The following is a 16,202-nucleotide window of genomic DNA, read 5'->3' as shown; positions in this document are numbered from 1 at the left end:
ACCGGGCCTCCCGTCTGTCTGCGGTCACGTCGTCGACAGGGGCGTTCTTTCCCATCGCACGCGGAGTGGGAGGTGGAAGCCCGCGTGGGAGGTCGCAAGGAACGACCCGCTACGCGCGGAAGGACCCGCGACCGGCTGAACGCGTCCCACCGTCGTGCTGCGGGATCCGTGTGCGGTGCCCGGAGTCGGCGCCCCGTGCCCGCTGGATGGCGTCGGCGGCCGACACGAGCGTCAGGTGGCTCAGGGCCTGCGGCGTGTTGCCGATGTGGTGGCCCGTCGCGACGTCGATCTCTTCCGACAGCATGCCGACGTCGTTGGCGTACCCGACCAGCACGTCCATGAGGCGTTCGGCGTCCTCGACCCGGCCCGACGCGGCGTACTGCTCCACGAGCCAGAACGAGCAGGCGAGGAACGGGTGCTCGCTGCCGCTGAGGCCGTCGAACCCGGCCGAGGTGCGGTAGCGCAGCACGAGGCCGTCGGAGCCGACGCGCAGGTCCTCCTCGATGGCCGCGACCGTGCCGAGCATCCGCGGGTCCGTCGCCTTGCAGAACCCGATCTGCGGCAGGGCGAGCAGGCTCGCATCGACCTCGTCGGTGTCGTAGTGCTGGCGGAAGGCGCCACGTTCGGCGTTCCAGCCGTGCTCGTCGATCTCGGCGCGGACAGCACTGCGGAGCTCCCGCCAGCGTTCGACGGGTCCCTCGAGCCCGAACTCCTCGACCGCGGCGACCCCGCGGTCGAACGCCGCCCAGATCATCGCGCGGGAGTGCGTGAACGAGCGCCGGGGCCCGCGCATCTCCCAGATGCCGTTGTCGGGCTCCTGCCAGTGCTGTTCGACGAACCCGAGCAGGGCGCGCTGCAGGGCCCACGAGTCGGCGTTCTCCTCGACGCCGAGCTCGCGGGCGTCGTGCAGGGCCGCGAGGACCTCGCCGAAGACGTCGCCCTGGTACTGCGTCGACGCGCCGTTGCCGATCCGGACCGGCTTCGACCCGGCATACCCGGCGAGCCCGGGGAGCTCCCGTTCGGCGAGCTCGCGTTCACCGGCGATGCCGTACATGATCTGCACGTCGGCCGGGTCGCCCGCGATCGCCCGGAGCAGCCAGCCGCGCCAGTGGGTGGCCTCGTCGCGGTAGCCGTGGGCGATGAGGGACGCCAGGGTCAGCGAGGCGTCGCGGAGCCACACGTAGCGGTAGTCCCAGTTGCGTTCGCCGCCCGGGTCCTCCGGCAGGCTCGTGGTCACGGCGGCGACGACCCCACCGGTCTCGGCGTGGGTCATCGCGCGGAGGAGCAGCAGGGACCGGCGGGTGGCGTCCGCGTACGGCCCCTCGACCTCCGTCTTGCCGGCCCAGGCCCGCCACCAGGCCGTCGTCGTGGCCAGCGCGGGCGTCACGTCGGTCGCCTCCGGCGGTTCGCGGTGGGACGGGTACCAGATGAGCTGGGTGTCGAGCACGTCGCCGTCGCGGATGGTGGTGGTCGCGACGTGGCGGTGGTCGTCGGCGTGGAAGCGGACCCCGCGCACGACGACCGACCCCGGTCCGGCGGTCGCGACGAGGGCGGGGTCGTCGTCGTCCCCGATCTGCCGGACCCAGGGGAGCGCCGAGGCGTAGTCGAACCGGATGCGCAGCGTCTGTCGCATCTCGACGGACCCCTGCAGGCCCCGGACCCGACGGATGACGGCGGCGCGGTGCGCGTCGATCGGCATGAAGTCCGTGACCTCGACGACGCCGGAAGCGGTCGTCCAGATCGTGGTGAGGACGAGGGTGTCCTCCTCGTAGCGCCGTTCAGCGGTGGCGTCGGGGTCGGTCGGGTGGAGCGTCCAGTGCCCGTCGTGTTCGTCGCCGAGCAGGGCCGCGAACGTGGACGAGCTGTCGAAGCGCGGCAGACACATCCAGTCGATGGTCCCGGAGCGGTCGACCAGGGCGGCGGAGTAGCAGTCCCCGATCATCGCGTGGTCCTCGATGCGCTGTGTCATGCCCCGATCGAACCACTCGGCACCGGGCGTCCACCCGTCTGGGTGCCCGGGCACTGAAGATCGGCTCAGTCGAGCTCGACGAGTCCGACCCGCCCGAGCTCCGCCCACAGCCCTGCGCCGTCCGGGGCGTACACCCACGGGGCCGCCGAGTCACGCGAGCGTTCCTGCGCGCGGGAGCGTCCGCCGGCCAGGACCGCCTCGCTCGTGGAGAGCTGGCGGATCGCGACGCCGGCCACGTGGTCCGGGTGCTCGCGGGCGAAGTCGCCGTACAGCGCCTCGTCGTGCTGGCCGTCGTCCCCGACGAGCAGCCACCGGACGTCCGGGAAGTCCCGCGCCAGGCGCCGCAGGTTGTCGTGCTTGTGCAGCTGCCCGCTCCGGAAGAAGCGGTCGTGCGTGGGGCCCCAGTCGGTGAGCAGCAGCGTGCCCGACGGGTACATGTTCCTGGTCAGGAAGCGCTGCAGCGTCGGCGCGACGTTCCACGCGCCGGTGGACAGGTAGACCGAGGGCGACCCGGCGTGCTGCGCGAGGACGCGTTCGTAGAGCACGCTCATCCCGGGGACCGGCCGTCGTGCGTGCTCGGTGACGACGAAGGAGTTCCACGCCGCGAGCATCGGGCGGGGGAGCGAGGTGACCATCACGGTGTCGTCGATGTCGGAGAGCAGGCCGAAGCGTGTGTCCGGGTGCACGACGAAGACGTCCGCCTCGGCCTCTCGCTGCCCACCTGCCGACAGGCGGATCGTGTGCCAGCCGGGCTCGAGGTCGATCGGCACGATCGTGTCGACGACGCCGCCGCGGTCGGACTGCACCGTGTGCGTCGAGCCGCCGGCGGTCACGGTGACCTCGGCGTGGTCGACCGCGACGCTCGTGAAGGTCTTCCAGCCGCGGACCCCGGTGAAGGACGCGTCCGAGGCCAGTCCGCGGCGGGTCAGCAGCACGCGGCAGAGGACGCGGATCCACCCGGGGGCGCCGTACCCGGTGTACGGGATGACGGTGGGGACGAGACCGTGGCGTCTGGCACGCTGTTCACGGAACTCCTGGACGGCGTCCTCGATGCGAGCGGCCCGGTGGAGGATCGGCTCGGCGAGCGACAGCTCATGGGACCTCGGGTCGGGCATCGGGCCATCATCCCATGCGCCACTGTCCGGTTGTCGTCGGACGGAGTTCGACACCCCGGGAATCGCAGCGATGTTCCAGCCGGTCTCTGCGAGAGTTGCCCCCGTCAGACAATCAGCCCGCGGTCACCGCGAGAAGGAGAACACGTGCTCGTCACCGAGGTCACGAACGCACTGCCGGGGGGATCATCACTGCTCAGGAACGAGCCGGTCCAAGCCCGCAGTTCGGCACGCCTCGCCGGACTCCTCGACGCCGCAGCGGCGGTCATCGACGAGATCGGGTTCGAACGGCTCACGACCGCCATGGTCGCCGAACGAGCAGGGGCGTCGATCGGCACCGTCTACCGCTACTTCCCGGACCGCATCGCGGTCGTCGAGGCCCTCGCGATCCGCTGCACCCAGCGGCTCGCGGAGAAGTTCCTCGAAGCCCTCGAGACCTCCGGCGCCACCACCTGGCAGGCCGCCTGCGACGCCTTCATCGCGATGACGTCGGAGATGTACCGCACCGAGCCCGGCTTCCGCGCGATCCGCTTCGGTGACGCCACCGAGTCCGGTGTCGGCGACGACGAGGACCGCATGGCCGCCCTCGGCGGCGCGGTCGGCGGCATCATGCGCGAGCGCTTCGGCGTGCCGGAGAACGAGACGGTCGCCCGCGCCTGGGTCGTCCTGGCCGAGTCCGGCCACGCCGTCCTGGCACGCGCCCACCGGGACCGGGAGCACCCGGACCAGGCCCTCATCGAGGCCTACCGCACGATGACCCGCGGCTACATGGAGTCGGTGATCGCGGCCTCCTGACCGTCGACCCGCCCGTCCGACGCGCCGTGCGTCAACCGGACCACCCACCACCCGCGTCTCCTGCCTGGAGGCGCGGGTGGCGTCGTTCCTGCGGCTGCCCGTGGCCGTGTGGCCACCCCAGAACGGGTCGCTGCGTGCGCTTTCGGTCACGGTTCGTCACCGGACGCAACCGCTGTCGGTGCTGACGGGTACTCTCACTCGGAGTCGGGCTACCTCCCACCAGAAGGGCACCCACCCATGATCGAATTCCGCTCGGTGCGCAAGACGTACCCGGACGGCACCAATGCCGTCGAGCGGTTCGACCTCGTCATCCCCTCCCGCACCACGACGGTCTTCGTCGGGTCCAGCGGCTGTGGCAAGACGACGTTGCTCCGCATGATCAACCGCATGGTCGACCCCTCGGCGGGCTCCGTGTCGATCGACGGCGACGACGTCGCCGGCGTCGACCCGGTCAAGCTCCGTCGCAGCATCGGCTACGTGATGCAGAACGCCGGACTGCTGCCGCACCGCAAGGTCGCCGACAACATCGCCACGGTGCCGCTCCTGACCGGCGTGTCCAAGCAGGACGCCCGCCAGCGCGCGCTCGAGCTGATGGACACCGTCGGGCTGGACCGGGCGTTCGCCGACCGGTACCCCTCGCAGCTCTCGGGCGGACAGCAGCAGCGTGTCGGGGTCGCGCGCGGCCTCGCCGTCGACCCGAACATCCTGCTGATGGACGAGCCGTTCGGTGCCGTCGACCCGCTGGTCCGCAGTGACCTGCAGGACGAGCTCATCCGGCTGCAGCGTGAGCTCGGCAAGACCGTGGTCTTCGTCACGCACGACATCGACGAGGCCTTCAAGCTCGGCGACCAGGTCGTCATCCTCAAGAAGGGCGGGGAGATCGCCCAGATGGGGACCCCCGCCGAGATCCTCTCCGAGCCGGCCGACGACTTCGTCGCCAACTTCATCGGGGCCGGCCGTGGCCGACGCGCACTCCGCATCGAGCAGACGCCGACCGGCCCGATCGTCGTCGACGGTGACGGCCGTGCCGCCGGAGTCCTGACCGGTCCCGTGGCGGTGGTCGACGCCGCCGCTGCCGTGCCGTCCACCCTGCCCGCGACCGACGAGGCCGGAGCGTCCCACGACGCCCCGGGTGCTCCGGCGCAGGGTGGAGGTCTGCGGTGAACTGGGTGCTGTCGAACCTCGACACGATCGGGGACGACACCGTGGCGCACCTGGCGATCGCCCTGCCGCCCATCGTCATCAGCTTCGTGCTGTCGATCCCGATCGGCTGGCTCGTCGTCCGCCTCCGGCGTCCGGGTGGCAAGCGTTCCACCAGGAGCATCGGCGGCGGCATCGTGACCTTCGCCGGGCTGCTCTACGCGATCCCGTCGCTGCCGCTCTTCATCGCGCTGCCCAGCCTCATCGGCACGGGCTTGCAGGACCCGGCCAACGTGGTCATCGGCCTGACGCTGTACGGCCTGGCGCTCATGGTCCGGTCGACCGTCGACGGGCTCGAGTCCGTCGACACCGCCACGACCGGCGCCGCCACCGCGATGGGGTACTCGGGCGTCCAGCGGTTCTTCCGCGTCGACCTGCCCCTGGCCGGTCCGGTGCTCCTCGCCGGCCTCCGGGTCGTGTCCGTCTCGACGATCTCGCTCACCACCGTGGGTGCGGTCCTCGGGATCACCAGCCTCGGCTCCCTCTTCACCGACGGCATCGGCCGTGGCATCACCGAGGAGATCGTCGCCGGCATCGTGATGGTGCTCGTGCTGGCCTTCGCGGTCGACGGCCTGCTCGTGCTGCTCGGACGGCTGGTCATGCCGTGGACCCGGAAGACCTCTGTGTCCCGGCGCCAGGCCCGTCGGGTGCTGCAGGCAGCGGAGGTGACCTCGTGATCATCGGACAGGCCTTCGGCTGGGTGTTCGACCCCGCCAACTACACCGGCTTCAACCCCATCCCCGCGCGGCTCTGGGAGCACGTCTGGATCTCGCTGCTCGCGGTGCTCATCGCCTCGGTCATCGCGGTGCCGCTCGGGTACCTCATCGGCCACACCGGTCGTGCCCGTGGTCTCGCGATCGCGCTGTCCGGCGGCATCCGTGCCCTGCCGACCCTCGGCGTGCTGACCCTGTTCGGGCTGTTGCTCGGCGTGAACCTGCAGGCCCCGCTCCTGGCGCTCGTCGTCCTGGCGATCCCCTCGGTGCTCGCCGGGGCCTACGCCGGCATCGAGTCCGTCGACCCCGTCACGGTCGACGCCGCCCGCGCGCAGGGCATGACCGGGTGGCAGATCCTGACGAAGGTCGAGATCCCGCTCGGGCTGCCGCTGCTCATCGGTGGCATCCGTGCCGCCGTGCTCCAGGTCGTGGCCACCGCGACGCTCGCCGCCTACGTCGGTTCCGGCGGGCTCGGCGGGTACGTGTTCCTCGGGCTCAAGACCCAGGACTACGCCATGATGCTCGGCGCCTCCATCCTCGTGATCGCCCTCGCGATCGCGTTCGAGATCGTCTTCTCCCTGCTGCAACGGGTGGTGGTGCCCGCGGGCGTCTCCGGCCGGGAAGCCGGGCGACGCAAGGGATCGCGCGAGCGAGCCCGCAATCCCATCCCGGAAGGAAACCCCTCGTGATCACAGCACCCAAGATCCGCGCCGGCGTCGCTGCCGCGCTGGCGGTCGGCGTCGTCGCCGCCCTCGCCGGCTGCGCGTCCAGCGACCCGCTCGACAGCGGTTCGAGCGCCTCGTCCGACTCGAAGACCATCGTCATCGGCTCGCAGCAGTACTACTCGAACGAGATCATCGCCGAGCTCTACGCCCAGGTCCTCGAGAAGGACGGCTTCGACGTCAAGCGCAACTACAACATCGGTCAGCGCGAGGTGTACCTCCCGCAGCTGCAGAAGGGCGCCATCGACGTCATGCCCGAGTACGGCGGCAACCTGCTGCAGTACTACGACAAGAAGTCGACCGCCAAGACCGCGACGGAGATCGCGTCCGGGCTCAAGGAAGCGCTGCCGAAGGGCCTCCGCGCCCTCGACGCCGCCGAGGCCACCGACCAGGACAGCTACACGGTCACCAAGGCCTTCTCGGAGAAGTACGACGTCACGAGCCTGTCCGACCTGTCGAAGGTCAAGGACTCGCTCACCGTCGGCGCGAACTCGGAGTTCCAGACCCGGCCGTACGGGCCCGAGGGCCTGAAGTCCGAGTACGGCGTCGACGTCGACTTCAAGGCGATCGAGGACTCCGGCGGAGCCCTGACGGTGAAGGCGCTCAAGGACGACACCGTCCAGCTCGCCGACATCTACAGCGCGGACCCGAGCATCAAGGCGAACGACTTCGTCTCGCTGAAGGACCCGAAGAACCTGATCCTGCCGCAGAACGTCACGCCGGTCGTGTCGAGCAAGGTGAGCGAGAAGGCCGCTGACGACATCGACGCGGTGAGCAAGGTCCTGACGACGGACGAGCTCATCTCGCTGAACGCCAAGAGCACGGCCGACAAGGAGAAGGCGTCGACCATCGCCAAGGAGTTCTTGACGGACAAGGGCCTGCTGTAGCGAGCACGTCCCATCGAGTCACACGACAGGCGTCGGGCAGCAGCCCGGCGCCTGTCGTCGTTCCCGGAGCACATCGGTTCGGCACGGTTGTGCCGATCAGGGGCCGTGCACGTTCGTGCACGCGAGGGTTCTACAACTTGTCGAAGCGGTGTCGGGAGCGCTACCGTTGGAGTGTCCCGAGGGCGTGACAGAACCAGCAGGACCCCCTCCACAGGAAGCAACTGACGTGCCTCAACAGCGCGCGGCGTTCCCGACCGGTACCGCCGCATGAACGACATCCTCGATCCCCTGATCCTGTCGCGGTGGCAGTTCGGCCTCACGACGATCTACCACTTCCTGTTCGTCCCGCTGACGATCGGCATGGCCGTCGTCGTCGCGACGTTCCAGACCGCGTGGTACCGGACCGGCCGGGCGCACTACCTGCAGCTCACCCGGTTCTTCGGTCGGGTCTTCCTCATCAACTTCGCGATGGGCGTCGTCACCGGCATCGTGCAGGAGTTCCAGTTCGGCATGAACTGGTCGAACTACTCCCGCTTCGTCGGCGACGTGTTCGGCGCTCCGCTCGCGCTCGAGGGCATCCTGGCCTTCTTCTTCGAGGCGGCCTTCATCGGGGTGTGGATCTTCGGCTGGGACCGACTGCCCAGGGGCCTGCACCTCGCGAGCATGTGGTGCGTCAGCGCCGGGACGATCATGTCGGCGTACTTCATCATCGCCGCGAACGCGTTCATGCAGCACCCCGTCGGCTACGTCATCAACGAGGCGAAGGGCCGCGCGGAACTCACCGACATCTGGGCCGTGCTGACCAACAAGGTGGCACTCGCCGCGTTCCCGCACACGCTGTTCGCCTGCTTCATGGTCGCAGCCGGGGTCGTCATCGCGGTGGCGAGCTGGCACCTGGCCCGCAACCAGAACCTCGAGACGATGATGCCGGCGCTGAAGTTCGGCCTGTGGACGATGGTCGCGGCCGGGGCGCTCACAGTGCTCACCGGCGACCAGCTCGGCCTGACGATGGTCGACACCCAGCCGATGAAGATGGCCGCGGCCGAGGCGCTGTACAACACGGCGACCGGCAAGGACGCCTCCTTCTCGGTCTTCACGCTCGGCACGCCCGACGGGGTCCACGAGCTGTTCTCGATCCGGGTGCCCTACCTGCTCTCGTTCCTCTCCACGCACACCTTCAACGGCACCGTCGAGGGCATCAACGACCTGCAGGCCCAGTACACGCAGGTCTACGGCCCGGGCAACTACAAGCCGGTCATCTGGGTCACCTACTGGTCGTTCCGTTGGATGATCGCCCTCGGCGTCGGCGCGGTCATGGTCTCGCTGGCCGGACTCTGGCTGACCCGCGGGGGCCGCTTCCCGCAGCAGCGGTGGGTCTGGCGGGTCGCCACCTGGGCGGTGCCGCTGCCGATGGCCGCGATGATCATGGGCTGGGTCTTCACCGAGATGGGCCGCCAGCCGTGGCTCGTGTTCGGGCTGCTCCGGACGAGCGACGGCGTCTCGCCGAACGTGACCGGGCTCGAGGTCCTCATCTCGCTGGTCGTGTTCACGATCATCTACGGGTCCCTGGCGGTGGTCGAGTTCCGGCTCATCAAGAAGGTCGCGCAGGAGGGCCCCGCCGCCCCGGCGGAGGTCGACGAGACGACCGGCGAGGTCAAGCACGAAGTGACGGTGTACTGAGATGGACCTGCCCGTGCTCTGGTTCGCGATCGTCGGACTCTTCTTCGTCGGCTACTTCGTGCTCGACGGCTTCGACTTCGGTGTCGGCATGGCCCTGCCGTTCCTCGGCAAGGACGACACCGACCGCCGCGTCATGATCAACACGATCGGCCCGGTCTGGGACCTCAACGAGACCTGGGTCATCGTCGCCGGTGCCTGCCTGTTCGCGGCGTTCCCGGAGTGGTACGCCACGATGTTCTCCGGCTTCTACCTGGCGCTGCTGCTCATCCTGGCGGCGCTCATCCTCCGCGGCGTCTCGTTCGAGTACCGCCACCAGGACAAGCAGCGCTCGTGGAAGCGCCGTTTCGACCTGATGATCATCGTCGGCAGCGCCGTCCCGTCGTTCCTCTGGGGCGTCGCGTTCGGCAACGTCGTCCGCGGCATCCCGATGGACGCCGGGCACAACTTCACCGGCACCCTGTTCGACCTGCTGAACCCCTTCGCGCTGCTGACCGGCGCGGCGACGCTGCTCGTGTTCTTCACGCACGGCGTCGTGTTCATCGCACTGAAGACCGAGGGCGACATCCGTGAGCGGGCCAAGCGCCTGGCGACCCGTGCTGGCATCGTGACGATCGTCGTCGCCGCCGTGTTCCTCGTGGCGATGGCGTTCGTCCGGGCCACCCCGGCATCGCTCGTGTGCTCGGTCGTGGCTGCGCTGGCCCTCGTGCTGGCGGTCCTCTGCAACGCCTGGGGCCGCGAGGGCAGGGCCTTCACGCTGATGGCCGTCACGATCGCCGCGGTGGTGCTCGCCATGTTCACCGCGATCTTCCCGAACGTGATGCCCGACTCGGTCGACCCGGCGAACAGCCTGACGGTGACGAACGCCTCGTCCGGCACCTACACGCTGACGGTGATGAGCTGGGTGGCGTTGATCTTCGTGCCGCTCGTGTTCGCCTACCAGGCCTGGACCTACTGGGTCTTCCGCAAGCGCGTCTCCCGGGCGCACGTCACCGCCGCGGCGCACTAGGCGGGCCCGCGATGAAGCCGCTCGACCCGCGTCTGCTCCGCCTGTCGCGCTCTGCGCGCGGCTTCATCGCGGCTGCCGCCGCCACCGGTCTGCTCCGCACGGTGGCGACCATCGCGTTCGCGTGGGGGATCGCGGCGGCGGTCACCGAGGTGGTCGACGCCGTGCACCGCGGCGGCGTCGTCCCGGGGGCGTTCGTCCCCACCCTCTGCCTGCTCGGTGGCGCCGCCCTGCTGCGGGCCGTGGCGGCCTGGGCCACCGACGACCTGGCTGGTCGGGCGGCCGCGACGGTGAAGCGCGAACTCCGTCGGACCGTCCTGGAACGCGCGGCCGAGCGGGGTCCCGGTTGGCTCGCGGAGCGCTCGAGCGCCGGGTTCGCGACGACCCTCGGGCCCGGCCTCGACGCACTCGACGCCTACTTCGGGCGGTACCTGCCCCAGCTCGCCCTGACCGCGGTCGCCACGCCGGTGCTGGTCGTGGCGATCGGCCTCGGTGACCTGACGAGCGGGCTGATCGTCCTGTGCGCCCTGCCCGTCATCCCGGTGTTCATGGTCCTCATCGGCCTGGCCACCCAGAGCCTGCAGCGCCGACAGTCCGACGCGCTCGCCCGTCTCGGTGGTGCGTTCACCGAGGCCGTCGAGGGCCTCGCGACCCTGAAGGTCTTCGGTCGTGCCCGACGGCAGGTCGGCCGCATCGCCACGGTCACGGACGAGCACCGCCGCGGTACCCTCGGTGTCCTCCGGCTCTCGTTCGTCAGCGGGTTCGCGCTCGAGCTCGCCGCCAGCCTGTCCGTCGCCCTCGTCGCCGTGACGATCGGCATCCGGCTGGTGGACGGCTCGCTCGGCCTCGGCGCCGCGATGTTCGTGCTGGTGCTGGCTCCGGAGGCCTTCGCGCCGATCCGTCAGGTGGGTGCGGACTTCCACGCCGCGCAGGACGGCGTCGAGGCCTCCACCGCCGTCCTCGACGTCCTCGACGACGACCACGACGTGCGCGGCGGACACGACGATCACAGCGCACCGGCGGGCACCGGCCCCGTGCTGCCGGCCGCCGACGCCCTGGTGCTCGACCGCGTCACCGTCCGCCGCCCCGACGTCGTCATCGGCCCCGTCGACCTGCACGCGACCCCGGGCACGGTCGTCGTCCTCGCCGGGCCGAGCGGCTCCGGCAAGTCGAGCCTCATCGCCGCGATCCGCGGGGTCCTGCCCCACGACGGCGAGGTCGTCGTGCCGGGTGCCGCCGGCACGACGCGCGACGACCGCATCACCTGGGCGGACCAGCGGCCCCGGCTCGTCCGCGGGACGGTCGCCGAGAACGTCGCGCTCAGCGCGACCCCCGTGCCCGAGGCCGTGGCACGCGCACTCGGTGCGGCGGGGCTGGGAGCCGACCCGGGCCTCCAGGTCGGGTCCGGCGGAGCCGGTCTCTCCGGCGGGCAGGCCCAGCGGGTCGCCCTGGCGCGGGCGCTGTACCGGCACGACCGCTCCGGCACCCGGCTCGTGCTGCTGGACGAACCGACGTCCGCCCTGGACGCCGAGGCCGAGGCCCGCGTCCTGCAGACCATCCGGCTGCTCGCCGACAACGGCGCCGTCGTCGTGGTCGCCAGCCACCGTCCGGCCGTCATCGCGGCCGCCGACGTCCGCATCGACGTCGGCAGTCCCGCACCGGTGCAGGGGGCGCGCGCATGAGCCGCGTCACCAGCCGGGAGGCCCGGGTCGGCTCCGTCCTCCGGCTCGCCATGCCCCGTGGTCCGGTGTGGGGCCGTGCCGTCGCCGCCGGCGCACTGAGTGCGCTCTGCGCGGTGGCGCTGCTGGCCGCGAGCGGCTACCTCATCACCCGTGCAGCGGAACACCCGCCGATCCTGTACCTGACGCTCGTGATGGTCGGGGTGCGCGCGTTCGCCCTCGGCCGCGCTGCCCTGCGGTACGTCGACCGGCTCGCGGGGCACGACGCCTCGTTCCGGCAGCTGGCCGTCGTCCGGACCGAGACCTACCGGCGGCTGGCGTCGGTCGCCCCGGCGGGGCTCGGCTCCAGCGGTCGCGGTGACCTGCTGACGCGGCTCGTGACCGACACCGACCGGCTGCAGGACCTGCCGATCCGGGTCGTCGGGCCGCTCGTGTCCGCGGGCGTGGCCGCGGTGCTGTCGGTCGTGGCAGTCGGCCTGGTGTCGGTGCCGGCAGCGCTCGTCCTGGTCGTCGCGCTCGTCGTCGCGGCGGCGCTCGGGTCCGTCGTGACGGCGTCGATCGCGCGTCGGAGCGACGCCGAGACCGCTGCGGACCGGGGCCGGGTCGCCGACCTGGTGCTCGACACCGTCCGGACGCTCGACGTCTTCGCCGCCTACGGCACGCTCGACGAGCGGCTCGCGCACATCGACGCACTCGACGCCCGGGTGACGCGCGCCGTCCGACGTCGTGCCAGCGTCGAGGCCCTCGTCGGGGCACTCGTCGGGCTCATCGGCGGCGGTGCCGTCGTGGGGATCCTGGCCGTCGGGGCGCCGGCGGTGGTGTCCGGGGCGCTCGACGGTCCGCTCTGGGCGCTCGCGGTCTTCGTGCCGCTCGCCCTGTTCGAGGTCGTCGGGACCGTCCCCCTCGCGGTCCTCACGCTGCGCCGGGTCCGGGCAGCCGCGGACCGGGTCGAGCGCGTCGTCCCGGGGACCACGCCCGTCGGCATCGTGCCGGAGCCCGACGCCGAGGCCGCGCCGCAGGACCTGCTCGTCGACGGTCCGGTCACGCTCGCGGTGCGGGACCTGACCGTGCGCTGGCCCGGGTCCGAGACCGCCGCGGTCGACGGCGTCTCGTTCGCCCTCGCGCCGGGCGAGGTCGTCGTCCTCGAAGGGCCGAGCGGCGCGGGGAAGTCGACCCTCGTGGACGCCCTCGTCCGGTTCGTCGACCACGACGGGTCGTACACGCTCGACGGCGTCGAGGCCCACACGATGCACCCCGACGCCGTCCGCGCCCGCGTCGGCCTGATCGAGCAGGACCCGTTCGTGTTCGACCAGTCGGTCCGGCAGAACCTGCTCTTCGCGAAGGAGTCCGCCACCGACCAGGAGCTGCTCGCCGTCCTGGCGCGGGTCGGACTCGGTGACTGGGTCGAGCGGCGTGGCGGGCTCGACGCCGGCGTGGGGGAGCGCGGCGGGCTGCTGTCCGGTGGGCAGGCGCACCGGTTGGCACTGGCCCGGGCGCTGCTGCACGCCTTCCCGGTGCTCGTCCTCGACGAACCGACGGCCGACATCGACCCCGACCTCGGCGACGCGCTGCTCCGTGACCTCGTCGCCACGGCGCAGGCCGTCGGACGCACCGTCCTCGTCGTGTCGCACGTGCCGGTGCCGGCCGAGCTGGTCACCAGGACCATGCGGATGCGGGACGGCCGCATCGCGGCCTGAGCGCGGTGTCCCGCACCGTCGCACCGGCCTTGTAATCTTGGGGACCGGCGCACGTCCGCGCGACCTGCACCGCGCCTCCAGACCGATTGAGAGTTCCGTGACCAACGAGCAGCACGTCGAGGACCCGAACGCCTACGACTTCCGTCGCATCCAGGACAAGTGGCAGGGACGCTGGGAAGCGCTCGGCCTCTTCACCGCCGACCCCGACGACCGTCGTCCGCGGAAGTACATCCTCGAGATGTTCCCGTACCCGTCGGGCGACCTGCACATGGGGCACGCGGAGAACTGGGCGCTCGGCGACTTCGTGGCGCGCTACTGGCGGCAGCAGGGCTTCAACGTCCTGCACCCGATCGGCTGGGACTCCTTCGGCCTGCCCGCGGAGAACGCGGCGATCAAGCGGGGCGTCGACCCGAAGGACTGGACCTACGCGAACATCGCGCAGCAGAAGGCCTCGTTCAAGCGCTACGCGCCGTCCTTCGACTGGTCCACGGAGATCCACACCTCTGACCCCGAGTACTACAAGTGGAACCAGTGGCTGTTCCTGAAGATGTACGAGAAGGGCCTGGCCTACCGCAAGGACAGCTGGGTCAACTGGGACCCGGTGGACCAGACCGTGCTGGCGAACGAGCAGGTCCTGCCGGACGGCACCTCGGACCGCTCCGGCGCCGTCGTCGTCAAGAAGAAGCTGACGCAGTGGTACTTCGGGATCACCGAGTACGCGGACCGGCTGCTCGACGACCTGAACCAGCTCGAGGGCCGCTGGCCCGCCAAGGTCATCGCGATGCAGCGCAACTGGATCGGCCGCTCGGTCGGTGCCGACGTCGACTTCGTGATCGAGGGCCGCGACGAGCCCGTGACCGTCTTCACCACCCGGCCGGACACCATCCACGGCGTGACGTTCCTCGTCGTGGCGCCGGACTCGGACCTGGCGGCGTCACTGGTCGCAACTGCCGGTGACGACACCCGCGCCGCGTTCGAGGACTACCTCGTTGCCACGCAGAAGACCTCCGAGATCGACCGGCAGAACGCGGACCGCCCGAAGACCGGTGTGCCGCTCGACCGGTTCGCGATCCACCCGCTGACGGGGGAGCGCCTGCCGATCTGGGCCGCCGACTACGTCCTCGCCGACTACGGCCACGGTGCGGTCATGGCGGTGCCGGCGCACGACCAGCGCGACCTCGACTTCGCGCGGACGTTCGACCTGCCCGTGAAGGTCGTCGTCGACACGAACGCGGCCGTGACCGGCGCGATCCCGGTGATCCCCGAGGGCGCGACGCTCGACGACTTCGACATCCCCTCGCTCGACCCGGTCAGCACCGGCCAGGCGCTGACCGGCACCGGTCGGATGATCAACTCCGGACCGCTCGACGGCATGAGCAAGCAGCACGCGATCACCGCGGCCATCAAGCTCCTCGACGAGCGCGGGACCGGTCGTGCAGCGAAGACGTACCGTCTGCGCGACTGGCTGATCTCGCGTCAGCGCTTCTGGGGCACCCCGATCCCGATCATCCACGGCGAGGACGGCACCGAGTACCCGGTGCCGGAGGACCAGTTGCCCGTCGTGCTGCCCTCCACCGAGGGCCTCGACCTGAAGCCGAAGGGCACGTCACCGCTAGGCGGAGCCACCGACTGGGTGAACGTGCCGAACCCGGTCGACGGCACCCCCGCCAAGCGCGACGCCGACACGATGGACACGTTCGTCGACTCGTCGTGGTACTTCCTGCGCTTCCTGTCCGCGAACGACGACACCCAGGCCTTCGACCCGGCGCTCGTGAACAAGTGGGCACCCGTCGACCAGTACATCGGCGGTGTCGAGCACGCGATCCTGCACCTGCTGTACGCGCGGTTCGTCACCAAGGTGCTGTTCGACCTCGGCTACCTCGACTTCACCGAGCCGTTCTCGGCGCTGCTGAACCAGGGCATGGTGCTCTCGGGCGGCTCGAAGATGTCGAAGTCGAAGGGCGGCGTCTCCCTCGGTGACGAACTCGACGCGCACGGTGTCGACGCCATCCGCCTGGTGATGGGCTTCGCCGGTCCGCCGGAGGACGACATCAACTGGGAGGACGTCTCCCCGGCAGCCTCTGCCCGGTTCCTGGCGCGGGCCTACCGCCTGGCGACCGACGTCACCTCGACGCCGGACGCCGTGTGGGCCGACGGCGACCGCGCGGTCCGCCAGGTCACCCACCGGTTCCTCTCCGACGCCCCCGGGCTGATGGAGTCGTTCAAGTTCAACGTCGTGATCGCGCGGCTCATGGACCTGGTGAACGTCACGCGCAAGGCGATCGACAGCGGTCCCGGTGCGGGCGACCCCGCCGTGCGCGAGGCCGTGGAGACCGTGGCCCTCGGGCTCAGCGTCTTCGCGCCGTACACCGGCGAGGAGATGTGGCAGACGCTGGGCTACGACGCCTCGGTCGCCACGTACGGGTGGCGCAAGGCCGACCCGACGCTGCTCGTGCAGGAGACCCTGACCGCGGTGGTCCAGGTCAACGGCAAGGTGCGTGACTCGTTCGAGGTGTCGAAGTCGATCGAGGCCGACGAGCTCGAGCGGCTCGCGCGGGCGTCGAAGTCCGTGCAGCGGTACATCGGCGACCGCGAGGTCGTGAAGGTCATCGTGCGGGCGCCGAAGCTCGTGAACATCGCGATCAAGGGGTAGTCGACTCCTCCACAACCGACTGGCGACGTCGGTCGTCCACGGTGTCGCTCGTCGGAGCCCGGCCGGGTGGCCGGGCTCCGTAGCGTTCCGGC

12 protein-coding genes are annotated in these 16,202 nt (G+C 70.8%); 10 read left to right on the top strand and 2 right to left on the bottom strand.

The features are described 5' to 3' along the window. Positions 1-109 precede the first annotated feature (109 nt). Entirely contained in the window at positions 110-2,023 is a 1,914-nt protein-coding gene (locus BIU98_RS11775) for a glycoside hydrolase family 15 protein (RefSeq protein WP_302847967.1), read from the bottom strand. 11 nt (positions 2,024-2,034) lie between these two features. Beyond that, entirely contained in the window at positions 2,035-3,084 is a 1,050-nt protein-coding gene (locus tag BIU98_RS11770; protein WP_071276067.1) for an App1 family protein, read from the bottom strand. A 144-nt stretch (positions 3,085-3,228) separates the two neighbouring features. Between BIU98_RS11770 and BIU98_RS11765 the strand changes: the two genes are divergently transcribed. The 10 genes from BIU98_RS11765 to leuS all read left to right on the top strand — a co-directional run bounded on the left by BIU98_RS11765 (position 3,229) and on the right by leuS (position 16,110). Further along, on the top strand, positions 3,229-3,876 hold the full coding sequence (locus BIU98_RS11765) for a TetR/AcrR family transcriptional regulator (protein ID WP_071276065.1): 648 nt from the start codon (positions 3,229-3,231) through the stop codon (positions 3,874-3,876). Positions 3,877-4,113: 237 nt separating this feature from the next. Next, positions 4,114-5,040, top strand: a complete 927-nt coding sequence (locus tag BIU98_RS11760; protein ID WP_071276063.1) for an ABC transporter ATP-binding protein — start codon at positions 4,114-4,116, stop codon at positions 5,038-5,040. Beyond that, complete coding sequence (locus BIU98_RS11755; RefSeq protein WP_071276061.1) at positions 5,037-5,753, top strand: ABC transporter permease; 717 nt, start codon at positions 5,037-5,039, stop codon at positions 5,751-5,753. The genes BIU98_RS11760 and BIU98_RS11755 overlap by 4 nt, the downstream gene beginning before the upstream one ends. Next, entirely contained in the window at positions 5,750-6,478 is a 729-nt protein-coding gene (locus BIU98_RS11750; protein WP_071276059.1) for an ABC transporter permease, read from the top strand. Before BIU98_RS11755 ends, BIU98_RS11750 begins: the two co-directional genes overlap by 4 nt. Then, positions 6,475-7,398, top strand: a complete 924-nt coding sequence (locus BIU98_RS11745) for an ABC transporter substrate-binding protein (RefSeq protein ID WP_071276057.1) — start codon at positions 6,475-6,477, stop codon at positions 7,396-7,398. Before BIU98_RS11750 ends, BIU98_RS11745 begins: the two co-directional genes overlap by 4 nt. Positions 7,399-7,665: 267 nt before the next feature. Then, positions 7,666-9,078, top strand: a complete 1,413-nt coding sequence (locus tag BIU98_RS11740) for a cytochrome ubiquinol oxidase subunit I (RefSeq protein WP_071276055.1) — start codon at positions 7,666-7,668, stop codon at positions 9,076-9,078. 1 nt (position 9,079) lies between these two features. Then, positions 9,080-10,084 carry a cytochrome d ubiquinol oxidase subunit II gene (cydB, locus tag BIU98_RS11735; protein WP_071276053.1) on the top strand — a complete coding sequence of 335 codons (1,005 nt, stop codon included), beginning with the start codon at positions 9,080-9,082 and terminating at the stop codon, positions 10,082-10,084. Between the two features lie 11 nt (positions 10,085-10,095). Next, complete coding sequence (cydD, locus tag BIU98_RS11730; protein ID WP_071276051.1) at positions 10,096-11,763, top strand: thiol reductant ABC exporter subunit CydD; 1,668 nt, start codon at positions 10,096-10,098, stop codon at positions 11,761-11,763. Further along, positions 11,760-13,457 (top strand): thiol reductant ABC exporter subunit CydC, encoded by a 1,698-nt coding sequence (cydC, locus tag BIU98_RS11725; protein WP_071276049.1) that lies wholly within the window; start codon positions 11,760-11,762, stop codon positions 13,455-13,457. Before cydD ends, cydC begins: the two co-directional genes overlap by 4 nt. A gap of 97 nt (positions 13,458-13,554) precedes the next feature. Continuing rightward, entirely contained in the window at positions 13,555-16,110 is a 2,556-nt protein-coding gene (gene leuS, locus BIU98_RS11720; RefSeq protein ID WP_139200680.1) for a leucine--tRNA ligase, read from the top strand. Positions 16,111-16,202: the final 92 nt, after the last annotated feature.

This window comes from Curtobacterium sp. MMLR14_010 (assembly GCF_001865015.1).
Classification (GTDB): Bacteria; Actinomycetota; Actinomycetes; order Actinomycetales; family Microbacteriaceae; genus Curtobacterium.
The sequence above is the reverse complement of the archived record's forward strand: the minus strand, read 5'-3'. Positions and strand labels throughout refer to the sequence as shown.